This window comes from Ewingella americana (assembly GCF_006438725.1).
Classification (GTDB): Bacteria; Pseudomonadota; Gammaproteobacteria; order Enterobacterales; family Enterobacteriaceae; genus Ewingella; species Ewingella americana_A.
The window spans coordinates 104,586-127,204 of the sequence record NZ_RCZD01000008.1; the positions used below are offsets into that span (position 1 = coordinate 104,586).

Sequence of the window (22,619 nt, forward strand, 5' to 3'; positions counted from 1 at the left end):
GTTTTTCTCTAAGGGGATAACTAATTATACAATCTTTGATATAACTTTAAATACGAAATCTATTTAGGGGAAGCATTTTTCGGTCCGAACAAAGCCTGACGGTTCATGTTGACTTTTTCTTCATCTACGCGATTATCTACTGTAGGAACTCCGAGAACTCCCATATTTTTTACCCAACCTTTAGCCATACCACTGAGATGCCCTAACCCGCCATCACGATAATAATTGATGATCTGAGTTGGCTTACCATCATATTCACGAGTGATACGTCCAACAATCTGTTCAATATCGCGCTTGTTAGCCGTTGGATAAGTAACCATCAACGTATCTAAACAAGGAATATCCGAACCTTCAGAGAATAATTGACTAGTGGTAATAAACGCATCTAGTCGATTTTCTTCTAATGCACCACTAAGTGATTTACGGTCGGCATCTGTTGTGTTCTGATAAATCCAACTAACTTTCTGAACATCGGCTTTATCATAATCAGGATCGAGAGATGCTCGATAATTGATTTCAGCCTCAATCGCATACCAAATAGTGTCAATGGCATTTACACGATAAGTTAAGATTAGAAGTTTTCGGCCTTGTTCCATGAAATCAACCGCATCTTTCGCCAGTAATTCATTACGGCCTTCATGCTTGCCAAGATAACCGTGAACAGCATTCATTGGGAATTGGAAGTGAGCGTAGTTTTGTGGAACCTTCACATGAGTATCAATTATGTAGCAGATAGCATCTTTCTTAGGTGATGGAAGATTCAGACGGATTGGTCCGATAATATCACCAAAGAGAATATCAATACCATCACGACGGAATGGAGTTGCGGAGAAGCCCATGCGAAGTAAACTGTTAAAATACAAGAATACGGCTGTACCTGCTTCACTGCCTAAACGGTGACATTCGTCTGCAATAAGAATTGAGTATAAATCACGAATCATATGCAAGAATTCAGGATTAGCTGATAAATATTGGTAAGTACTCACACCAATTTGAGGTGGTGACCATTTCTTATTCAGCTTGTACATATTGTAACATTGACCATCTCCTTCCCAACGGAAATCATCAATGTTAGTGAACTGACGCATTTTATCCATGAACTGCTCAAGCAAATCTTTCTTGCGAGCCAGCATCAGAGTCCTTAAACCCATGCTTGCACAGATAATACACATCACAACTGTTTTACCAAAACCAGGAAACGCTTTGAAGATGCCGCCTAGATTTGGATCCATATATTGCAATAGACAATCACGCTGACTGATACCGATAATCTGATTACCTTGTTCATCAGTCATCTTTTGCATGATTTCAGTAACATTACCTTCTGATCGGAGATCTTCCGGTTTGATACCTGCATATTTATATAGACGATACTGGAAATCTGCAGTCATCTTTAATGGGAAATCAAGAGAGAGGATTGGCCGCAGATCAACTAACATACCTTCTTCAGACATCATTGGCCAGAGAGCTTGAACCTTAGCCAGATTACCTCGATGGAATGCTATATGAGTACCTCGATCTTCGTACATCTGAACTTCAGTTTTAACTTTCTCGACTGTCCCATCCAGCATGGTGATTTCATCTGGTAAGTAGTATGTAAACGCAGCGATATGTTCATCGGTTACATACTGCTTTGGAACATAGAGCATACTTTCCATGACAAACTGGTTAGCTGGTAAGTCAATGTAAATATTACTCTTGAGTTCTTCTAAGATCTGCGTTACTTCTGACATGCGGCTCAACCCTTGAATTGCGTACTATTTAAACCAATATACGTAATAAAATACGATAACTATATCGGTTAGCTGTTCCCAGATGCTTCACGATATTGCTGGATTTGAGCATTTACATCTAACCAGAAATTAGCTCGAACTTCTAATGCCAGCAATGCGGACTTTTCAGCAGTAGCGTAGCATTTATCAACAAGATGCGCGCCATGTTCTTGACAAAGTAGATCAACCATCTTTGAAGACATTGGGCCGTGTTCGTCACCGTCCAGCTCAATATGACGTTCCAGATATTTCTTAAAGAATGGAACTTTCAGATTATTGATTGTCAACTGATCCAACACTTTATCGAACATTGTTGGAATAAGGTTCTCACGACCATAGGCGAATGCAGCAGCTGCAACATATGAAGCTGAGAAACAGAACTTGCGAGTTACCGTCATGAAATCTCGAGCTTCCTCACTAATGCCAGTATCTTCTGGAAATGGAGAATCTTTTGTCATGCTAAACCAGATATACATACTATAGATCTGTTCTGGAATCTTATTGAATAAGCTCTGGAAATGAGCGCGAGAAGAATCCGGCAATAAGTTGATAACTTCTTGCATAGCAGCCAGATACATTTCAAAATGGCTCATAGTGTATTCCACACCATCCAGTTTGAACTGATCTGATTCTTCACCGAGAATCATTTCATTAATAAAGCGGGTCAGTTGAGTATTACGAGGTTTCCAACCAGTACCTGTAGGGGCAATGTGGTTCTGAACGGTCTTAGCAAGGCACATGAAATCCCAGACAGCAAAAACGTGAGAATGCATGAATACTGCCAGATCTTCAAGCGAATTAATAGCATTAGGGGCTAACAGGGGATTGGTTTCCACTAGGTTCTTTGTAGCTGCGATAATCCGAGTTTCGTCAAACATAATGCGCCTTATAAATAGGAAAAGGCGGGAAAATCCCGCCTTTTATAGGTTACTTAATTACCATTGGGACTTTTTTATTATATCCCTATATCTTTCCATGATCGTTCGAATGTCAGTCCCTTCTAGGTGCATGTCATAATGATACAATTGAGAAAACGTACACATTCCTACATCAAAAAGTTCTTGAGCTTCGATGATCTCCCCCAGATTATCATCAATAACAGCTTCTGTAGTTGCTGACACAAAAGAACTTGATAATCCAAATACTAGAACCAGTAGCATTAAATGCCCACACAAGTATTTGAATCCATCTTTTATCAGATAATATCCGATGCTTATTATAAGAGGTTCACTCACAAATAACCGTCACTCGTTTGTATTAACGGGCCAAGTCAGATTATCGAGCGCAGCTTTGGCCGAACTATTGTCAGCCGCCCCTTCCAGATCCGTGGTGTTGTCTAACAGTTTCCCTACTCCATAGACGGGTGCACATTCCCACTCATTTTCCAAATCCAAATCCAAAGAGATTTTTAGAAATTCAGAAACGAGCGTACCGGCCATAGCTGATTTTGCCCAAAGTTTAGACGGTTTACCATCTTCAGGTGAGATATTGTGCGCGTCATAAATAAGGGCTAAGCGTCCGAGAATCTTCTGCTCAGGTATGAGATCCTGTCGTGGAAGCAAACAGGACATCAAGTTTTGATACTCGTTAACAGACAGTTCATTATTGAGGCGCTTTTCCCAGTTGTTAATCCCCTTCGCACACCATTTTGCCATCCCCAAACAATCGTTTACAAATTGAGGAGACACAATCTCTTCCCAACTGCTCGGATAGAGTACCACCCCCTCTACCGAGAACGGCAAGCTGTAAAAAGATACTGACTTATGTGGAATTAACGCTGGAGTTACGCTAAAGGTATATAAACCAATGGAACTGTTGTTCACGACAAAGCCTGGTTGCCATTTCTTACCAGCAAATTCCAGAACTGTCGGATTTTCAAGATCCTCAATACAGAAGACAAGCGTACTATCTTCTGCGCTCACATCCATATACCGTAGATGTATGTGTGGATGAGCAATTAACTGTGGAAGTAGCTCCTGTTTTACAGCATCATTAAGAATACGGAATACGGAAGGACTCAAGAACCCCACAGCAACGTCTTGATTTTCCTCGTTCGTTTCCACCTTTACCACGATATCCAAATTCTGCGTAGATGCGATCGACGCAAAGATACTTTTGAATTTACCGTGGTTTTCCCCGTTGTCGCTTAAAAGTTTCATAAGCTTAGCTGAAAAGCTAAGATACTTAGCCAGCGCGGCCTTGGATCTTGGCGTCAATGCCAGATCAAGATCGTCGATGACTAGCAGGTCAGGCTCCATCCACTCGATGTGTCCCGTAGTTGTTATAAGGTACTTCTCGCGACCATCACCTTTAGAATGTTTTTCGGTAGTGTAAGCCGGTTGAGATGAATTTTGTTCTGTCATTTAGCTGCCTCCAAGGCGTTTTGAACTAAATCTAAATTACGCAATGAATATAAGAGATCTTGGTGCTCGTCTTCGAACATCCACGGTTGCTCTAATAGATAATTTACGTATGATTTGGGCATTTTAGGTAACGGAATACCTTCATGTTTACCAAATAGCATATGAGTTATTATGCAAGGGGAGTTTAACCAAGATACCATACTTGAGAAATCTATAAATTTCCCTTTAGATATCCCGCACTGCAGTGCATAATTAAAGGTTTCGCGAACAACTTGCGTTTCCAGACAAGGGTGAGCAGCAATATACTCACTGAGAGGCAGAAGTTGTAATGCTTCGATATAATCAATATTACGAGTATTACTTATTTCTAACTTTAATAAAATCTTAGAAATATCAATTATGCCACCCATAGATTTATGGAAGGATTCGAGTTTCTGCGTTAATTCGTGGTCTTTACCCAATATATTACTAGTTAAAGTCCGAAGAGTTGAAAAATTCTTTAAAGAATTAAATCCTACAACAGGATATTGAATTTCTTCTCGTGGATCAATAAGTAATCCAATTAATTTTTCTAATTGTATTGGAGATCCTAGAGACTCATTATATAGGAAAGCAGACTCAGGGACAAAATATTTCTGGGAATCTAGGGAGGTTGCCTTTAAAAGCTCGAAATCATCCGTAAAAATAGCACCAGAAGTGTCGGATATTGAGCTTCCCATAGCAAGTAAATTCGGGGATGCGCCTTTGCCTTTCCGATTCCAATAAAAGAGTAATGAGATACTATTAAATCCAAACTGGAAGGCTGTAGGTAACTCTTTAAACTGGCACTTATTCAGTGCCAGTGTATTTCTGAGTTCCTTAGTTGATGTCTTTCTCATCACCGAGGGTTCCATTTAACATCTGAATTTCAAACTCAGAGAAAGACAATGTAGGCTCTTTCGCAATTCGTTTAGGATTTTCAGATCGTTTTTGAACGACAGGAGCTCTTGCACCTGCCACTGAATGAGTTTCTAATGCTGATTGCTGACTTTTTAGAATTTCAATATCAGTTTGTAAACGATACAGCTGATATTGAATCTTCAAACCATCTTTAACAGTCATTGTCTGACCATCGAGACGTTTAAAGTCATTGGTTAAGTCGTCTAGCCGCTGGTAGATTTCCTTTACTTGCCCACCAGTAATAATCTCGGCATGCGCAACTTCAGAAACTTCTACTTTTTCTTTTGCTTCACTGGAGATACCCGTAATTTTCTCAGCGGTTAATGCTGCGATAGCTATCACTACAGTAAAGATTAAGCGTGCTGCGAAGCTTGAGGTCAGTTTTTTAAGCATACCATCTGCAGAAGAATCATCTTCATTTGATGGTTGACCATTTTCAGTCTCGCTAGACATGACAATCCCCTTTCGTGTATATCTTCTTTTGAAGTGGTTAAAAACCACACCCAATTATACAGGGAAGGATTCGGCATCATTAATAAGAAAACCGGACTCCCTATAAAAAGAGTCCGGTTGGGTTACTTATAGATCAGATTACTCGACTACATCGTCGGGACGTTTAGCAATCTCTTCTAACTCAATAAGCATTTCACCACTGGTGTTACTCAAAGCATTCGACTGATCACAGTTGAACCAGAAACCACCTTTAGGGTTGATTTCACCCGCTTCATTGGTTAAGGTAAACCCGTTCTCAGAATTCTTGGTATTGAGCATATAAGTATAGTTCAGAGAGTTGCTCGCACCTTTTGACAGGTTAGAACACTGAACATTTAGCGGATTAACTACCGCTACACCAATTGCGACCATACGGTTCGGCCATCCAGCCACTTTCAAGGTACGCTTAACGAAACCAGCCAGACCATAATAGTTCAGCACAGTTTCTTCAGTGTTGATCTTGAACACACTTGGAATGCCCGCCAAGTTAACCGATTCAGTAAGAACCAGAGAACCTGCTTTACGGTCTTCAACATCAGCGGCACTAACCATATATTCAATACGGGTAATGTTGTTATACGCCTTGGAACCATCTGTAAGAGTACCCGGACCGTCCAGAGTAAACTTAGGAGCTTTCGGCAGTTGCTGAGTTGAGTTCAGATCAAAGCGGAAGAAAATCTTCGCATCATCCGGAGAGGATTGGATCAAGTTGCCATCGGTCAGCTTATAACTGGTGGTGTTATCCGCATTGATGATTGGCTTATAAACAACCAGATCTAACTGAGCAGCGACGTTCGCAATAGCGATGATTTTGCTAATGGATACAAATGAACCGTTGCTTGGCTTCATGGCTTTAACGGTCAAGTTATTAACTGTTACATTATATTCGCCGGCCAAACGAGCTACATCTTTAGTGAACGCCTGATTAGCTGGATCAGCAAAAGTGATCTCAGGAGTCTCAATGGTCAACTGATCTTGTGGAGTACTGAACACCACTTTCTCAATATTATCTGCTTTCAGAGACAAAGTAGCTTTCTCTGATTCTTTCAACGCAGACTGACCCGCTGGATAAGCAATAGACAGAATTTCCAGAGTTGGATAAACGTTATCTACTTTAATCCAGTTGAAGTTCTGAACATCACCCAGATCTTTCGTCTTCTGATACAGCACAGTACCGTCAGCCAGAGTCAAGATCAATTCAACGCCACCATTCATAGCTACTTCTTTAGTGGTGACTTGGAAAGTCATGATCACTTTGTCAGTATTTTTGCTCGGATCTTGTGTTGAGTTGAAGATAGCAGCTGATTGTTCCTTACCATTGTTGGTTTTATCATACAACAACTCACCACCGACTTCCAATTTGGAGATCTTATAGTTAGCTGGTGCTGCAACAGTAAGGACAACACTATCACCGGTTTTAACTGAGGTCTGGCCAGCTGGAAGTGTAAAGGCTACACTACCAAACTTAGGCTGAGCTTTCGTTTTCACGATGATAGAGTCTGAACGATTACCTGCCGGATGGATTACCTGCAAGTATAGACCGGCATCACCTGCTGACTCTGCCAGAGAATAGACAGCGGTAGGATCTGCAAATTCAATGCGGGTTAATTTCAGACCGTTTTGAACAGTAATGGTCGGAGTTTTGATTTCCAATGCAGTGTTATCGGACTTATTGATAACTTTCAGCTTAGTACCACTCTCCAGAGTCATCACAGTATCAATGGCTAAGAAGTTTGGATTCTGCTGTTCAATAAGAGATGCTGACAGCAATTGAGCCTGACCAAGATTAGGGTCTAAGCCGGTGGTTACATCAACGATCTGGAAAGATACTTTGTCGATCAAGCCCAAATCGGCATCTTGAATCTTAGTAGTACCTGTCAGACCCGTAATAATTACTGTACCCGAATCAGCTGAGCCACCACCATTACCACCGCTTGATGCGTATTCAGTACCTTGCAAGGTAACAAACACATATGTTTTCACAGTAGGAACCGGAGGAGTTTCGCCTTCTTTAACAACCGGAGCATCTGGGGCATCAGCTGAGCTTTCAAACTTGATAATCTGACCAACCGCAATACCCGAAGCATTATCACAAGTCAGCAATGAAGCACCCGAATAGACTGCAACCGCTGTCCCATTTTCCAGTTGATCCATAATCAGATTCAAACCTTCTGGAGAATAATTGACTATCAGCAGACCGCGCAATAAGGCCATACCTTCGGAGAAGATTGGTTTTGCGGTAGAGTAGTCAGTCGCACCAATATCTTCCTGAGCAACGCCGACGATTACTTTATCATCGAGAGTTGCAGGGCGAACATAAAGCTTACCCTTAGTCAGATCAGTAGTGCTTTTAGCCACGGCAACTGCCAATGGTGTACTTTTCGGAATTACTTTATCAGTGGAGTTAACCACTAAAGCAGCCTGAATGATACCGGAACTTGCAGAATCAATGTCAGCTACTTTAACACCGAGGCCGACACCGGTAGACATCAAAACCTGTCCTGGCGCTAAGTTGCCAGATTCAGGAATCTCAATACTTACACGGCGAGGAAGTTCGGTGTTAACAAACTTCTCAAACGGGGTGGCTTCAGACATATTTATCTCCACAAAGCACTAATTAAACGATAGTCGGATTATAAGTGAGGTAGCTGTAGTCGTACGGCAGTTCCTCAATTGAGATGACTAAGTTGCCGGTTGTATTACCAACTGAAGTATCCAGATGATTGTTATACACTCGGGAACCACGTTTGAAATTCGGCTTACCTGTCGTTGCATCTATCAAAGTGCACGATTCTTCATCATGTACTTTATTCATAGACATTGGAATCGTCAAGCCCGCACCTAAACCAAAGTGAGAAGCAACCAGATTGCTAGGCTCAACAATATCAACGCCCAGACGATCGTAACTTTCTCGGTAAGGGTAAGGTCGGATTTTAAATTCACGGCGAACAAATCCACCAATGGCCAGAGTATCAGTGTTGCTGGGGTTCTTGATAGTGATACCCGCCAAGTTAACCATCTCAAATTTAGAGAGGCGCACAATACCGCGAGCATCATCATCGTGAACAGTCAGATTTAATGTCCATTCAGTATCAGACACTTTATCAAACGTGGGGATCAATGCCAAGGGAACATCCAGCGTTGGAGTTTGCAGGAGTTCTTGATTGACTACCAAACCTAGCTTGTGAACTTGAATGGGAGTCCCATTGTTGCCACCACTAATCAAAGACTTTCCAGTACCAGACAACACAGCTTGCAAGGGTAAATTCGCCACATTAACCTGAATTAAGCAACGAGTTTCCTTGTTAATATCCTTATTATAAGCGATAACTTCAATGTTATTCTGATACAGACAGTTTTCTTCCCATGATGGGTCTACGAAAATGCGAGCACCGACTGCACCATCTGGCTTAGTACATTCGACAACACTAACGAAACCCTCTTCATCGAATTCACATTTAGTACTCTCTGGATTGACATGACGGAAGCGCAAATGAGTCGCACTTTCAATATTTAAAGAGATAAATGCATATTCGGAGAGATCATAAGTGCCTTTGATGGCTCGCTGACCTTTAGGATAGATTACTTCTTTCAGGGAAACTGCTGGTGGAACATTACGCAGAGTTACTTTGGAAGTAGTGTTAGCCCATTCACTGTTATAGCCGAAAACAGACAGCAGACGCAATTTAACATCGACATCTTTGGATTGAGTTCCAGAATAGAGGCTACGAAGTTTACAGACCACAACACCATTAACTGGAGTGAGCGTTTCATCAATCAAAGAAAAATCATTAGATTGAATCTCCAGACGAACTGGATGTTCACTGTCAGTAGTAACTTGAATCTGCAAAATATCGTTCACTTTCAGGGCAGTCTGGCCATAACCTAAGCCAAGAAGCTTAGCATTGTCAATGGCTGGAACCTGAGTAATGACTTCACCTTGAATAGCATGAGACTCACCTGTACCTAAAGTAGCTTTCAGTTCACCTGTCTTGAAATTATCAAGAGAAATGTAACCTTTATAGGTGTGTGAATCAGCCTGAGGTTTAATCAGAGAGATTTTCTGATCATTTACGCGGACGTCTGCTTCGGTATATTGCAAGCCTAAGCGGTCAATCCAAGTAACCTCAACCAGAATCTTACCAGTGCCTGATTGGAAACGACGGACAATAGCCTGAACATAGGAATCTTCCAGCTCCAACAGAACTTTCTTACCTTTGTCAGATGCAGAGACATTAGTAATGAAGATCTCAGGAACATTATTTCCAGTAGTCGGAGCATCCAAAGAGAATGGTTCTGAAATATCTACTGTGAAAGTCGGCGGAGGAGTGCCTACATTCGAACTGCCCGGAGTCGTCTTAATCTGGTAATGGCCTTCCTGTTCCATTACTTGAGTCACTTGGTAGGATGAAGTAGGTGATTGGACGAAAATCGACCCAACTTGAATCAGCCCAATATCTTCTTTCGCAGCAATTGGAAAATTAACGGTTACTTCAACGACCATTGTAGCCGGATCAATCAGCTTAGTAGCTAAGATTTTACCAGAAATAGTGCGTTGAATGGGTGCAGCGACACCTCCAAGCTGTATTTTAGAAGCATACAGGGTAGAGATAAGCGGATAATTGACACCTTCGACAGTAATAGTTGAACCATTGACTATTTTCTCAGGAACTTCTATCACCTTAAAGAGCGAATTGTTCTGATCAATCAGAGCATCGCCCAGCGCTACCAAATTCGTTTTCGAAGTATCTTTGAAGTACACTTGAACCTTGTACGCATTAACCTTCGTAACAWTTTTGGCAACGTTACGGATTGAAACTATTAACGTTGTTGCCATGCTGGCCTCACAGAATGCTGTAGCTCGGCTGGAAATCTAAATTATATGCAGTCCACTTTCCATAGCTAGTATCTGCGGTCTTAATCAGATTCATCTTGAAATTGGTGGACATATACTTAGACATGAAATTGATGGCGTTTTCAATATCGTCTGAATAGATATCCGAGGTTTTCTCATTAAATTCGAGTACTAATCGGAAAATCTTGGTTGAATCGGAATAAGCATTGCAGAGGACTGTGAACCCCATACGCTTTGTAATATCCCGAGTTAGTGAAGCGTTAATCCAAGAAGGAATACAAATTTCCTTGATGGTCTTAAACATATCTTTAGAAGATCGCATCTGCGGAGAGATAACCGTGCGACCAGTATTCAACAAAGAAGCGCAGGACATTGCATTGATGATATAGCCACGAACACCGTTCTCAACAAACAATATTAAGGGTCCGAGAATATTCTTACTAAAGATGGCTGCATCTTCAAACTGAATAATCCAGTTAGTGGATGATCCTTTGTCCGTAACTGGATCATATTCCCGCATACTGTCCATCCAGTGCCAATCATATTTCAAGAAGCCATATTTGCGCATAATGGCTTTGCACCAGATGGTAGCTTTATCTTTGAAATCATGAGGATTTGAATAGTCATCGATTAAGACGACACCAGCTTCAACAAAAGAAGCTTTCTGGGATGCTGTCAAAGATTCATACAGCTTTTTAAGTTCTAACATAACGTTGGAGTCCTGTTTGGATAGCACCAGTAATAATGCCTAACGTTTGAGCAGGGCTTGAAATATAGCTGAGGCCGGCATCATTCAATAGTGCGATTTTCCACCAAATAGGTCTATCCGCTATTAAATCATACACCATATAACCAATTATATCCGTTTTATTGCGAGTTGAAGTCAACCTTGCATCAACAATTTGGTAAACGTAATACAGCTTACCTTCTCGTTGGAAAGCGAACAAATCAATTTCAGATACTTGGGCAGGCGATTTACTAGATACTTGACGTCGGAATTCTTTAATAACTGGATGATTAGTTGGAACCAGATCAGCTTGAGCTAATGATTTCATTTGTTGAGTCCATTTGCGAATAGACTGAATAAATGCAAGAATGATTTGTTGTTCTAATTTGGACATAGCGGTTAGATTCTGATTTTTCTGCAAGCGATATTGCAAGATAGGAATGACGGGAACCCCAGATACGTTCTGCAACCAGAATAAACGTTGGTTCTGATCACTAGATTGAGCCGCAACTCGGATAGCTTCTATACTGAGAGCGACACCTACTCGCTTTAAGTCTAGTGGAGTGACTCCCAGAATTGCTGCTGTCTCTATCAAATGGGACTTGGGAAGCTTATTGAATACTTTAAGTCGCACTTTTAATGGTGCATAATCCCAGAATTCTTGCCAAGTAGAGCTGGATAAATACAGGTCTTTGAACGAATATTGGCTTTTAGTGTTCAGATATGCAATAAGGGTGTCAATGACAGGATCAGTGTATTTATTAGCACACTTATTCAACTCCGACATAACACTGTCCGTAGTATTATTGTACAGATCTTTCTGTAAGAAGTTGCAAAGAGTCATGGTGTTAGCGTGATACATATCTGCCCAAAATTGCTGAACCGAAACATCTTTCAGCTTTTGAGTAAGATCACTAAACCGGAATAGATTATCCATCGCTAAATCATAGTTCTTAGACTTCATGAAGGATCTAAGAAGGTCAATCAGATTAAGCGATATATCTCGAGAGCCTAGCGTGTATCTGAGTTGAGATACTCGGATCTTAAAGGTTTCTAAGTCAGATAGACCTGCAATATCCTGAGGGCTAGGATAGAAATTATCTTTTACCCCATAGGAGATGCAGAAGTTCTTGAAGAACTCTTTGAATAGGTTATCTGCTCTTGAAAAAGAAGATCCATAAGCTAGCTGGATAGTGGGATTGAGAAGAGAGGTCTTTATTAACTGGATTTGGTACCAGAGAGGTCTTAACTTTAAGTTAAAACCGAAAGGGTTTTTGACATTCACAAGAGAAGCCTCAGACTAAGATAATATAACTATTTTATCCCAATCTTGAGGCTTCTATTATTCAATTATGCTTTTTAGCTGGAATCGAAAGTTCCAAAACATCTATCTCACTTTCTTGAACAGTTGGCGGGTCATAATCAACCAATTGGACTTCTTGCATCGGTCGAATAGGTTCCACGTTATCGGATTTCCTAAAAGAACTACCGATTGGATTATGACCCGAACGTCGAATCCTTTTAGTAACTTCTTTCAGACTTATCGGTGCTCCTGAGGAAGATGATTTTAACTCTTTCCAATACTGGCTACGAAGACTCTGCATTGATAGCATAATCATTATCGCAATTGGATCGAGTGCCAAAGACATAATCATAGAGATTAGCTTCGAACCATCCATACCAGATAAAGAGAAGTTCCGATTCGTTTCAGATTGACCTTTCAGTCTAGCTAAATCCGCATCTTTATTAAACTTCCGATTCTGGAGATCAGTCAACTCTGCTTGGGTCTTCTCAACGTAGGGTTGAATGTCTTGGAACATTCTACGGATGTTGGTCGAATGTTCTTTAGGCACTAATGCCAGTTGTGCATTATAAGTGTTCAACTGCTGCGTCTTCATAAGGATCTGATTCTGCAGTGAGGCCGATTCTGATATCAACATCTCTACCTTAACCGTAACATCATCTTTCGACATATTTATTGCTTTGAATGCGAAAGTTGTATTGCTAATGGTCAAGATTATTCCGATCACTAATCCGCTAATAGCCATCGTTTTATCTTTAATGTGTAACTTAGACTCTGATCCGAATAAGTTAAACGATATCGACAGCATTGTGTATTGACCTAAACAAAGTGCAATACCTAGCAAATGAGTTTCAGTTACTGGATTCCCCTTGAAATAAAACAGCGTATCTCCAGGAAATATAGCTTGCATACCCCGTAAAGTGTATACAATAGAGAATCCAACAACCAACAACCACGCTACTTTATAAGGTAGCAGCTTTCCCTGAAGCTTTAGCCATTGCATGTAATGATTTCTCCAACAACACATCCGGACTTTCTTGGCTGGAATAGAAATAAGCATTAACGTCAGGGCACTTGGTTTGAATCTGAATTACAGTGCTCTCTTTATCGTCCAGATAGAAGTTCTTAATCTTTAATTGAGAAAGAACCTCGTATTTGCGCTCAGCCTTAGTGTGAGAGACGCCTTCTTGACGCATGACCATGAAAATATTAGCCATACATGCACCATGACGGATTAACCAGTCAAAGGATGCCAAGATTTTATCTTTCGATGCTTCACGATTAGTAATAATGGCGATTGGCTCTGACCAGCTCAAGTTGATTGCCATAATACCGACCGGCGATATCCCGTCTTTAATAAACTGTTCCGGAGAAGAATATGTCTCTCCATCTCCCATCTTCTGCAATTGGCGACGTTCTTCAGAGATAATCGTCAGAACGCCATCAAAGTCAAACGCATAGCGAAAAGCTGCTGATGCTAGCTGGGAGTTCAATACACTTATGAAATTTTCTGAAAAGGGGAAACTAGCTCCCTCGACTAACTTCTTATTATCATGTATGAACATCTTTACGCCTTTAACGAGATTAACAATAAGTTCCTAATTGAATTATAACTGCTATCAGTCAGGACTTCTTGTATAGAGAACGTCTCCATCCCGAAATAATAATCCCAGAGATCAGCACTTGTATAACTGACCTCCACATATTGTCTTGACCCTTCAATACCAATTACGATACCTGCACTGAGGGTGTCACGATGGTCTTCTTCCTTACCTGCAAACAAACTAATGCGTGCATAACAGAGTCCATTCGCAGTGAAAGAAGCCGTTGTATAAGAGACAATATCCTCTGGAAAACGTTCTTTCAAATATTCGAAAAACTGTTTCTCATAGTTGATGATCAAAGACTTAGTAGAAAATTCTAAGAATGCTAGATCATTCGTTTCCAGAGCAGCTTTAATTGCCATGCGTGCAAGAATCCACGCAAAGTAATTCGGGCCTTTGTAGAGAAACTCAGTTGGAGTCTGAATTTCTTCCAATTTCAGAAGTTTGAGCCACCGCTTGGGCAGCTCTTTTTCTGAATAAATTACTTCAGTGTCAATATCAAAGCGAACTTGTGAATAATCTGGCCCGAGAAGATACTGAGCACTACGTGAATAGAAATTTTCCATTAGCTAACTTCCACCAGCGTTGAGTAGCTATCTTTCTTAACTACTTTGTAAACTTTATCCCACATATCAGATTCTTGCATTTGCTGGGAGTGAGATACTGCGAAAACGCTTGTCTGAGGAAAACGTTCAACATGTGAATGAACACATTCCCAAATACGTTCTTTATTGGTATCGCAAGCACTGCCATCCATCTCATCTAATAACAAGATATTACACTGCTTGGACGGTAAGCTGAACTCACGAAGACCTAGTGTTCTGGCCAATTTAACGCGAGCTTTCTCAGACTTAGACAGTCTAGCAATTGGAGCATCACCGCGATACACAGTTTGGATCGGACCATCTGAAGTCATCTCGAAATAAGTCGTCACTTGACGATTAATGCTATTACCTTCGGGGATCAAAATGCTCATATAGTTATTCATAATGGCATTCAGTTGAGCGAAGATAATCTCCAAACGGGAATAAACTAAACCGTTCGGTCCGCACATAATTTCAAGGGCTTGCAGGGCTTTATATCTTTTACGAGAAGCCATCAGATCTTCATTTAGAAGTTCTTGTTGATGAATTCGAGCTTCTAGATCAGCACGCTGTTTTATAGCGTAGTTAGCATTTGCCAAAGTGTTCTGATCATTGCGCAACATTTCTTGGATATTAGTCAAAGAAGAACGATCATCTACAGAAGTATCACCTTCCATCATCCAACGAACACTTTCGATATCATTAAACTTGGAATCATTTACAGATGCCAGCATTGGAAGAACCGCTTCTGCCCATTGGATATATTCACGAGCACCTTGCAAATACGAAGTATTATCGCTAAGCAAAAGGTTCAAGCTGGCCACAGTATATTCCGCATCCAATAAGTTCTGAACGCTAGCCTGAACTGGCGCCATATTAGTACGCTGATGCTCAAGACTAGTAAGAATCTGGGATACATTACCCAAACGGGTATTTTCAGCTTCCAACTCTKAAACAGTAATTGGAGAATGTTCTGCAATAAATACTAATTCATCATCAATTGCTGAATTAAGTTGCTGAATTTGACTTGTAATTAAACGATGTTCTTTTTCCAGTTCAGCCATTTCAATATCAATGTCAGCTAAACGAAATTGACTCTTACACGTTTCTTCTTCCAGATATTCATAAGATAGCTTGGCAATTTCTTCTTCGCTCATTTGTTCGTTGAGCTGAGTCTGAACTGATTTCAAAGATACTTCTGCAGAACGATACTGATTGAACTTAGCCGCTTTATCTTTCAGCGCTACCAGCTCTTCATCTGATTGAACTATTTGCTGTTCCAGATCTACTACTGCTTGCTGATTAACCGCTAATCGATCATCGAGATCTTTACGGGCTTTTTCAGTATCTTCAAAATCAGGGAGTTGCTGATTACATGTTGGACAAACGCCAGAAGACATATGTTCGATATCATGTAACGTTTTAGTTACAGCAGCTTTAGCTTCTTGCAACTTCAGCTTAATATCATACTGAGCTTTCTGAGCAGGTTCTAGTTCACTTTGAGCCGATTCAAACTCTGCATACTCTTTGAATTGTTCCACGCCAGCTTTAGCCTGATCTAATTCTCCCAGAAGCTGTTTTACTTTCGGGAAGAGCTTACTCAACATAAATGTATGAGCGCTTCTTTGATTATTTAATTCGGTTTTAATGTTATTCGAAGACGTCAGATTAACGCTTAAATCTTGTGCCATCTGACTACGATTTTGAGAAATATAGATCGCTACGTCTTGAATTGTTGCCCCATATTCAGAATCTGACAACCAAGAATACTTACTCGTTAATTGCTGATAGCGATATTGCTTAGAGATCAGGTCTTGATTATCAGAGGTCTTCTGACGAATACCTTCAACAGTATAACCTTCGCCAATATAGAAAGCTGCAGATTGTTCGGCATTGTCCAGAGTGACTTTCAGGCTTTCATACTGCTGCAATTGAGTAATTTGGACACGTAAATCGGAGATGTTTTGTTGAGCTGTTTCGACACCAATGCGATAATCATCATAGGCTACACGAACTTCATCAGATTTGAACTTCTCAACTTCAATGCCAGATTGAATCAAGACTTCTTTAAGCTGATCATATTCTGCCAACAATTGCAATTTAGCTTCACGAGATTCAATCTGAGAGGTCAGGCGCTGTACAGCTTGTGAATATTTCTCCACAGATGCAGTTAAGATCTTAACAGAACCTTCCAGCTCTTCGTTGGTTTGCAGTTCTTCCAATTGAGACTTCAGAACGTTTAGAGCAGATTCAATTGCGGTGTTATCTTTATCAATCTGACGACGCAAATTGGTTAATCGAAGCTTAATTTCTTGATGGGCCGCACTATAATCCATCTTAAACAAGCTTTGGAAGATTTCCAGACGTTGAACCTTATTCTGGTTAGTAAAGAATGGATCATCTTTGTCATCATCGACATTGGTCAAATTGACCAGAAGGTTCCACTCATTCCATGTTAGATTAAGATTGTCAGCAAAAGAATGCTGAGTATCGGTTGTCTTCCAATTAGATAGATCTTCGGCACCATCTTTACCAGCAGCGAATTCTTCCCAGCTACCGTTCTTAATCAGATATGCACCAGAACCCCAATCTTGATATTTCTGATACTGATAACTGGTCAGATAGTCAGGTGCAGGCAATTGATCTGGATTCCAGACCAGCTTGGACATATAGTCTTTGCCAGCTTCAGTCTTAATGATACCAGATTTACTTCTGAAGTTAACCAGATCCAAACCTTTCTCATACAAATGGTAGTTCAGCAAAGTAAAGATGTTACTTTTGCCGCAACCATTTCGGCTAGAGTTGCCCGATGTATCATCAAGGTTCTCACCCATGATCAGGTTCATTCCTGGAGAGTCTAGATTGAGATCCAGATCTCCAAAAGACATTCCATTAGAAACCTGGAAATGTTTAAACTTATTCATGATGCTCCTTTAAATAGGTACCAATATCCGCACCCCAGTTAATAGTCATGAGGGCTAAATTACCAGACTTAACTTGATCTTTCAAACGCACAATCAAAGTGTTAGCAGTGGCATCTTCTTTATCATGCAACAAGCGCATTTTCTTATTAAGAAGAGTGGTGCTGAACACAAGAGGCTTTGGACTTTTATCCATAATCTTATATACGTTGTAAAACCATTCCAGCCAATTGCGAGTTGTAACTAGATTCTCAATCATATCAAACTGGGTTAGTAGTTCTTCTTGACAATCGCGAATTGTTTCCAGCTCAGAGATTTCACTTTGAACATGGTCATAGGATGCTTTGGCAGACATTTCGCGCATTTCAATACGAATGTTGTAATTTTCAAGAACTTCTGCTGGAGTGCATTGTGAGGTGGCTTCAATCTGATAGCCTTTGCAAACGCCGTGCACTTCAACATCGTGCTTTTTAGCCATATCAATCAGGGCAAAAGCTAAGATTTCATCGGCTTGAGCAGAAGGGTCAATAGTCACGTTATAAATCACACGACCTTTGGAACTATTCTGAACATTTATAAGAGATATTAAGTGGGCAGACATATATCAATTCCTCTGCTAATTATTTCTTTATTATACGATATACAAACAAAAACCCGCAATTAAGCGGGTTTTCTTAGAACAGGTCGGGATTCGGGCTTAAGTGTTGTGCACAGTGCGCTCATGAATTTTCATGGACTTGGCACGTTTTTTGTCAGCGCCGCCGGCATGGGCTTTTTTCTGGGCTTTCTGCAGAGCCTGACGCATCTTAGGAGTCATCTTACGTTTTTTCTTGTGAAGATGAACTTCTTTGGTGACGACTTGACCATCGCGCACAACTTTGACTTTCTTAGCCTGAATTTCAACTTCAGACGCAATAACACTATTAATAGCTGAGAGCTTGAGCATGATTCGGTTCCTTTAAAACAGAGAAAGACAAAACAAATTTGTTCAATCACCATTTTACGGGAAAGATTATTTGAATATCTCTTCCAGCACAGTAACTTTCCCAAAATTGACATTATGGACACTAGTATTAGTGCTACCTTCAATTCTGAAAACGTGACCATCTTCCGGTAAAGCGAACTTTTCGATAACATTCTGGACTATAGCAGCTCGAATGCCATCATAATCAACCGGATCACCATTTCTGTTAATAATCATTACATCCAGATTTAATGCTATCTGAACTGTACTGAGTTGAACTTCTGCTTTATTTACCATCTAAAGATTCACGTTTAGTGAAAACCGGTTTATCTGCTTTAGATAATGAGACACCATAAGCATGGAACGCCGGAGTCATAGAAGCACCCGTATTATTCCCATCGATCTTACCTTGCAGATAATTATTGGCTATCTGAGAAGCTAAACGTTTGCGATCCACAGGAGTATCTGCATCAGTGCGGACACTCAGCTTAACTTTAACTGTTACTTGAGCAGTGAATTCATACTCTTCTTCATTATTGACATTAGGCATCTGCTTGTCCTGTTACACCGATTTTACGGAGGAAGCGTTGATAATAATGAGTCAGGAACAGAATAGATAATCCATGCTCATTGATTTCCATTACAGCTACACCTAACTCTTCTAGCAATGCGATCTTCTCATAGAGAGGAACCGCATTCATCGCTGAACCAACATCACTAACGCCAGAGTTGATATATTGAAGAGCGGCTTTCAATAACCCAGTTGGAGATTCATTGCAAGAGGTTAAGAATGCTACCAGACCGTCAAAGTCGCGATCAAAGAAGAACTGAGTAAACGTCTGGGCCATTTCCAGAGAAGCCAGACCAGCAGCTTCATATAAATTGCTGGTTGTGATTACGTTCGCTTCATCTTCATCGGATAACAATAAAGAAGCCGTTTCCAGCAGCTGAATCGAATCACGCATGTGGCCATGCATTAAGAACGATGCTGTCTGAGCAGTTTCTTGATCAATAGTGTAACCTTCATTAGCTGCAACTTCGATTAAACGAGGTGCCGCTTCTTCTGGATTAACTGTCTTGATAAAGAATGTCATTGCACGAGAATAAATAGTATCTGGAATCTTATTCTCGTCAGTAGTTGCCAAAATAAAGAGGGTATTTTTCTTACCTTCTTCCATAGTTTTCAGCCAAGATGCCCAAGCTTCCTTGGTAAGCATATGCGCTTCATCGAGGATGACTACGCGAACGTGACCCATGATCGCATAATCCAGACGTTGCTTTAACTGAGAACTCTGATCAACACCACGGTTTGATGCGGCATCAATCTCAATCAAATCACGGAACGAACCGGCATCAATCGCCTTGCAGCTTTTACACTCACCACAAACAGTAAGAGGTCCGTGTTCACAGTTCAAATGACGCGCAGAGATTCGAGAAATGGTGGTCTTACCTGAACCGTGCGAACCAACCAGAATCAGACAGGATGGCATTTTATCCCAGTCACGACCAGATTTAGCATAGCGCTTCATCAAGTTGAATAGAATTTTGCGTGCGCTTTCTTGGCCTACCAACTGAGAAGTACCAAAAGAGGATGGACGGTGTTTTGTTGCCCAAGACATATATAACGATCCTTCTAGATTCTGAAATTATAAACTTATATACTAGTCTTTTCGAGTGTGTGGGTGATCTGGTTCCACAAATTTACTCAAAGTATAGGTTATGCGCTCTCGCAACTGATCAGTGTTCGCATAAAGTCTTGCAATGTCAGTAAGCTCACCCACACATTGACGATATAAGTGGGGAGGTATACGGGGAATCTCGTCATCTGACATCTTTAGCAATCTCTTCACAGCAAGTCAAACAAACCAGCTCATTATCCAAGCGACGATCTTTGAACTGGATCAGCTTTACTTTCTGACCTTTCTCGAAAGGCTTTTCACATTTAAAGCAGAACATACCGTGATGAATACCGTTTACGGAACGATCTTTTTCACGGTGATACTGTTTACAGCGTAACTCGTGCATAGGGTCAACTGTGAACGTCGGCTTAAAGATCATTGCCGGCTCATATTCGGTTGTTACTGTTTTAATGGATGTAGACATGAGTAAACTCCTCTATTTCCATATAATACGAGTAAAAGTGTCGTATTATTGTATATAATATTTACGAACAATTGGTGGAGTTATGTCCGAGATGATTAAGAATGCGATCAGAGCAGCAATCGTGGTTACTCCGACTGCTACTAAAAACAGAGATCCAAAGTCGACATTTAAGAATGAAAGCCGAACCAATCAATATATGCGTAAGCTGTGTATTGATCTCGGTAAATCACTCTTTGGTGATGAAGTAAATTCTTTAGCTCCGGCCTCGTTTGACTGGTCTAATTACCAGCAACATCGCGATGGCAAGAACTATTGGGCTTACTTAGGCCCGTCATCAACTTTCGGTAGCATGCTGGATCGTTTCACTGTTCAGTTGATCTTCTTATTCAATGAAGGTACTACTGGCTACGTTATGGCCGGCTATACTTTCCAGATTCAATCTGGCCGTGTAGATGGAATGCAGTATGAAACTTTCTATGAAGGTGTTGAGAACAATAAAACGCTGATAGCGTCTGTTCAGAAGAACTGGAAAAAGGTTCAGGACAAATGGAAAATGTCTAAAACGGGAGATCGTTCTGCAGAACATTTGCTGGGTGTACTGAAAGAAGTTAAGACCCGTCTGGGAAGTAACTGGGGTGCAATTACCGGCCCAGCAATGAACTATTTCAACTGTGCAGAGTTCAAACTCATTGAGAAAATGAGTGGATATGCAATGAGAGTTACGCCCGGACCAGATAGTGCGCTTGGTGTTAGTATGTCGGAAATCGAGAAGAACAAGAAAACTCGAATGAAAACGTATGGCAGCTTATCTAATGGTGGCGCTGCTAAGATCTTGAATCCTAAGTCAGTACCGGCAAGCATTAAAGAAGCGTTGGATGGGATCACGGTAGGAACGGTTACGTTGGCTAATGTCGATGTTGAAGTGAATCCTCTCGGTATCGCTTTATATCTTGACTTCGTAGCTAAGTAATAAACGAACCCACCTTAATCGGTGGGTTTTTTCTGCTTAAATTACTTCGAAATCACCGCAGTATATTTCAGCAATGAAGCTGATGCCATCTTGACATCTTTCAGAACTACTTTGAATGGCCAATCCTTTGGAGATAGATAGTCGGGAAGCTCCTCTTTATTCTTCAATAGTTCGGCGCATTCGGCTGTCAAATCTCGCTTCTTAAACTGAGCAAACACTTCAGGAGGTAGAGGTTCTTTGAATCTCATAGCAACTGGAGCTTCTACAACTCCTAAGCCCATAGTCAGTTCTTCCAGAACATCATTGTAAGAACCATATCCAGGAAAATTACGTTTAGCGTAAGCCGGATCAGGTTCTGCCCACGGACTCTTAGTTCTGGAACGATAATTCTCATCCAGATAGTCATACTTCAACAATGACATAAATACGTTAGTTGTTCCACTAGTAGCAAAGAACAGCATGTCATTGAAAGCCAGCATCTTGAATCCACTAATATAGAAGAATATCGAATACTTAGAGGATAGGATAAAGTTGCGATGCTTACTGAGAATAGATTTTACCAGATCATCCGAGTTGATAAACTCCTGCAGAACTTCCAGACGATCTTTCACTTTATATTGGGCAGTCCGGCCAGTACCTTTAGTGAACTTACCCAAATTGCTAGATTCGATGATCTCAATTCGATAGCCTTTGCAGACATATCCACGCACACCATCTTCAAATAAAAGCGATATCAGTGTGGCATATCCGCTACCAGTACTATAGCAAAGTACTGCGCGAGAAACCCAATACTTACGGTCGAAGTTGAACTTAGTCCAGATATCATCCCCGACAAAGATGCGAGTGTTCAATTGGAGATTAGTAGTCTTGACAGCTCTCAGAATCTTTAGATTTAGACCGTACACATATTGCGTATCACGACCACTGGTCTGAGTTATGACCAATGCGGCTTTAATTGCAGCTTTAATTATTTCGGACATATAGGCTTATCCTCAAGAAAAAAGCCGCAATTAAGCGGCTTA

Annotated in this window: 22 protein-coding genes; 1 reads left to right on the forward strand and 21 read right to left on the reverse strand. The window is 40.8% G+C overall.

The window, feature by feature from the left end; all coding sequences use genetic code 11:
- Positions 1-59: 59 nt before the first annotated feature.
- The 20 genes from EAH77_RS15615 to EAH77_RS15710 form a co-directional block, all read right to left on the reverse strand.
- Positions 60-1,733 (reverse strand): DEAD/DEAH box helicase, encoded by a 1,674-nt coding sequence (locus EAH77_RS15615; RefSeq protein WP_140473738.1) that lies wholly within the window; start codon positions 1,731-1,733, stop codon positions 60-62.
- A gap of 68 nt (positions 1,734-1,801) precedes the next feature.
- Entirely contained in the window at positions 1,802-2,650 is an 849-nt protein-coding gene (locus EAH77_RS15620; protein ID WP_140473739.1) for a DUF3050 domain-containing protein, read from the reverse strand.
- Positions 2,651-2,707: 57 nt separating this feature from the next.
- Complete coding sequence (locus EAH77_RS15625) at positions 2,708-3,007, reverse strand: hypothetical protein (RefSeq protein ID WP_140473740.1); 300 nt, start codon at positions 3,005-3,007, stop codon at positions 2,708-2,710.
- 9 nt (positions 3,008-3,016) lie between these two features.
- Positions 3,017-4,135, reverse strand: coding sequence for a hypothetical protein (locus EAH77_RS15630; protein WP_140473741.1), 1,119 nt, complete (start codon positions 4,133-4,135; stop codon positions 3,017-3,019).
- Positions 4,132-5,013, reverse strand: coding sequence for a hypothetical protein (locus tag EAH77_RS15635; RefSeq protein WP_140473742.1), 882 nt, complete (start codon positions 5,011-5,013; stop codon positions 4,132-4,134). The genes EAH77_RS15630 and EAH77_RS15635 overlap by 4 nt, the downstream gene beginning before the upstream one ends.
- Positions 4,994-5,527: a hypothetical protein gene (locus EAH77_RS15640; protein WP_140473743.1), complete on the reverse strand. Its 534-nt coding sequence runs from the start codon at positions 5,525-5,527 to the stop codon at positions 4,994-4,996. Before EAH77_RS15640 ends, EAH77_RS15635 begins: the two co-directional genes overlap by 20 nt.
- A 138-nt stretch (positions 5,528-5,665) precedes the next feature.
- Positions 5,666-8,161, reverse strand: coding sequence for a hypothetical protein (locus EAH77_RS15645; RefSeq protein ID WP_140473744.1), 2,496 nt, complete (start codon positions 8,159-8,161; stop codon positions 5,666-5,668).
- Positions 8,162-8,183: 22 nt separating this feature from the next.
- A complete protein-coding gene (locus tag EAH77_RS15650; RefSeq protein WP_140473745.1) occupies positions 8,184-10,403 on the reverse strand; it encodes a hypothetical protein in 2,220 nt (739 codons plus the stop codon).
- A 7-nt stretch (positions 10,404-10,410) separates the two neighbouring features.
- Positions 10,411-11,130: a hypothetical protein gene (locus EAH77_RS15655; protein ID WP_140473746.1), complete on the reverse strand. Its 720-nt coding sequence runs from the start codon at positions 11,128-11,130 to the stop codon at positions 10,411-10,413.
- Positions 11,117-12,433: a hypothetical protein gene (locus tag EAH77_RS15660; protein ID WP_140473747.1), complete on the reverse strand. Its 1,317-nt coding sequence runs from the start codon at positions 12,431-12,433 to the stop codon at positions 11,117-11,119. The genes EAH77_RS15655 and EAH77_RS15660 overlap by 14 nt, the downstream gene beginning before the upstream one ends.
- Before the next feature lie 61 nt (positions 12,434-12,494).
- Positions 12,495-13,454 (reverse strand): hypothetical protein, encoded by a 960-nt coding sequence (locus tag EAH77_RS15665; RefSeq protein ID WP_140473748.1) that lies wholly within the window; start codon positions 13,452-13,454, stop codon positions 12,495-12,497.
- Entirely contained in the window at positions 13,414-14,016 is a 603-nt protein-coding gene (locus EAH77_RS15670; protein WP_140473749.1) for a hypothetical protein, read from the reverse strand. Before EAH77_RS15670 ends, EAH77_RS15665 begins: the two co-directional genes overlap by 41 nt.
- Before the next feature lie 2 nt (positions 14,017-14,018).
- Positions 14,019-14,621 (reverse strand): hypothetical protein, encoded by a 603-nt coding sequence (locus EAH77_RS15675; protein ID WP_140473750.1) that lies wholly within the window; start codon positions 14,619-14,621, stop codon positions 14,019-14,021.
- Complete coding sequence (locus tag EAH77_RS15680; protein ID WP_140473751.1) at positions 14,621-17,563, reverse strand: AAA family ATPase; 2,943 nt, start codon at positions 17,561-17,563, stop codon at positions 14,621-14,623. The genes EAH77_RS15675 and EAH77_RS15680 overlap by 1 nt, the downstream gene beginning before the upstream one ends.
- The gene (locus EAH77_RS15685) at positions 17,556-18,161 is read right to left on the reverse strand and encodes a hypothetical protein (RefSeq protein ID WP_140473752.1); all 606 of its coding nucleotides are present in this window, start codon (positions 18,159-18,161) and stop codon (positions 17,556-17,558) included. The genes EAH77_RS15680 and EAH77_RS15685 overlap by 8 nt, the downstream gene beginning before the upstream one ends.
- Before the next feature lie 96 nt (positions 18,162-18,257).
- Positions 18,258-18,506: a hypothetical protein gene (locus tag EAH77_RS15690; RefSeq protein ID WP_140473753.1), complete on the reverse strand. Its 249-nt coding sequence runs from the start codon at positions 18,504-18,506 to the stop codon at positions 18,258-18,260.
- Between the two features lie 66 nt (positions 18,507-18,572).
- Positions 18,573-18,821: a hypothetical protein gene (locus tag EAH77_RS15695; protein WP_140473754.1), complete on the reverse strand. Its 249-nt coding sequence runs from the start codon at positions 18,819-18,821 to the stop codon at positions 18,573-18,575.
- A complete protein-coding gene (locus EAH77_RS15700; protein WP_140473755.1) occupies positions 18,811-19,074 on the reverse strand; it encodes a hypothetical protein in 264 nt (87 codons plus the stop codon). Before EAH77_RS15700 ends, EAH77_RS15695 begins: the two co-directional genes overlap by 11 nt.
- Positions 19,067-20,143: an ATP-binding protein gene (locus tag EAH77_RS15705; RefSeq protein WP_140473756.1), complete on the reverse strand. Its 1,077-nt coding sequence runs from the start codon at positions 20,141-20,143 to the stop codon at positions 19,067-19,069. Before EAH77_RS15705 ends, EAH77_RS15700 begins: the two co-directional genes overlap by 8 nt.
- Before the next feature lie 202 nt (positions 20,144-20,345).
- Positions 20,346-20,627: a hypothetical protein gene (locus EAH77_RS15710; protein ID WP_140473757.1), complete on the reverse strand. Its 282-nt coding sequence runs from the start codon at positions 20,625-20,627 to the stop codon at positions 20,346-20,348.
- A gap of 82 nt (positions 20,628-20,709) precedes the next feature.
- On the opposite strand from EAH77_RS15710, the gene EAH77_RS15715 reads away from it, so the two are divergent.
- On the forward strand, positions 20,710-21,597 hold the full coding sequence (locus EAH77_RS15715; protein ID WP_140473758.1) for a hypothetical protein: 888 nt from the start codon (positions 20,710-20,712) through the stop codon (positions 21,595-21,597).
- 41 nt (positions 21,598-21,638) lie between these two features.
- On the opposite strand, the gene EAH77_RS15720 is transcribed toward EAH77_RS15715, so the two are convergent.
- Positions 21,639-22,577 carry a hypothetical protein gene (locus EAH77_RS15720; RefSeq protein ID WP_140473759.1) on the reverse strand — a complete coding sequence of 313 codons (939 nt, stop codon included), beginning with the start codon at positions 22,575-22,577 and terminating at the stop codon, positions 21,639-21,641.
- Between the last annotated feature and the right edge of the window lie 42 nt (positions 22,578-22,619).

Excerpts from the sequence above, each read along its gene's own strand:
- EAH77_RS15615 (WP_140473738.1), bottom strand. The coding sequence starts at position 1,733 with ATGTCAGAAGTAACGCAGATCTTAGAAGAACTCAAGAGTAATATTTAC.
- EAH77_RS15620 (WP_140473739.1), bottom strand. The coding sequence starts at position 2,650 with ATGTTTGACGAAACTCGGATTATCGCAGCTACAAAGAACCTAGTGGAA.
- EAH77_RS15630 (WP_140473741.1), bottom strand. The coding sequence starts at position 4,135 with ATGACAGAACAAAATTCATCTCAACCGGCTTACACTACCGAAAAACAT.
- EAH77_RS15635 (WP_140473742.1), bottom strand. The coding sequence starts at position 5,013 with ATGAGAAAGACATCAACTAAGGAACTCAGAAATACACTGGCACTGAAT.
- EAH77_RS15640 (WP_140473743.1), bottom strand. The coding sequence starts at position 5,527 with ATGTCTAGCGAGACTGAAAATGGTCAACCATCAAATGAAGATGATTCT.
- EAH77_RS15645 (WP_140473744.1), bottom strand. The coding sequence starts at position 8,161 with ATGTCTGAAGCCACCCCGTTTGAGAAGTTTGTTAACACCGAACTTCCT.
- EAH77_RS15655 (WP_140473746.1), bottom strand. The coding sequence starts at position 11,130 with ATGTTAGAACTTAAAAAGCTGTATGAATCTTTGACAGCATCCCAGAAA.
- EAH77_RS15665 (WP_140473748.1), bottom strand. The coding sequence starts at position 13,454 with ATGCAATGGCTAAAGCTTCAGGGAAAGCTGCTACCTTATAAAGTAGCG.
- EAH77_RS15670 (WP_140473749.1), bottom strand. The coding sequence starts at position 14,016 with ATGTTCATACATGATAATAAGAAGTTAGTCGAGGGAGCTAGTTTCCCC.
- EAH77_RS15675 (WP_140473750.1), bottom strand. The coding sequence starts at position 14,621 with ATGGAAAATTTCTATTCACGTAGTGCTCAGTATCTTCTCGGGCCAGAT.
- EAH77_RS15685 (WP_140473752.1), bottom strand. The coding sequence starts at position 18,161 with ATGTCTGCCCACTTAATATCTCTTATAAATGTTCAGAATAGTTCCAAA.
- EAH77_RS15690 (WP_140473753.1), bottom strand. The coding sequence starts at position 18,506 with ATGCTCAAGCTCTCAGCTATTAATAGTGTTATTGCGTCTGAAGTTGAA.
- EAH77_RS15695 (WP_140473754.1), bottom strand. The coding sequence starts at position 18,821 with ATGGTAAATAAAGCAGAAGTTCAACTCAGTACAGTTCAGATAGCATTA.
- EAH77_RS15700 (WP_140473755.1), bottom strand. The coding sequence starts at position 19,074 with ATGCCTAATGTCAATAATGAAGAAGAGTATGAATTCACTGCTCAAGTA.
- EAH77_RS15705 (WP_140473756.1), bottom strand. The coding sequence starts at position 20,143 with ATGTCTTGGGCAACAAAACACCGTCCATCCTCTTTTGGTACTTCTCAG.
- EAH77_RS15710 (WP_140473757.1), bottom strand. The coding sequence starts at position 20,627 with ATGTCTACATCCATTAAAACAGTAACAACCGAATATGAGCCGGCAATG.
- EAH77_RS15715 (WP_140473758.1), top strand. The coding sequence starts at position 20,710 with ATGTCCGAGATGATTAAGAATGCGATCAGAGCAGCAATCGTGGTTACT.
- EAH77_RS15720 (WP_140473759.1), bottom strand. The coding sequence starts at position 22,577 with ATGTCCGAAATAATTAAAGCTGCAATTAAAGCCGCATTGGTCATAACT.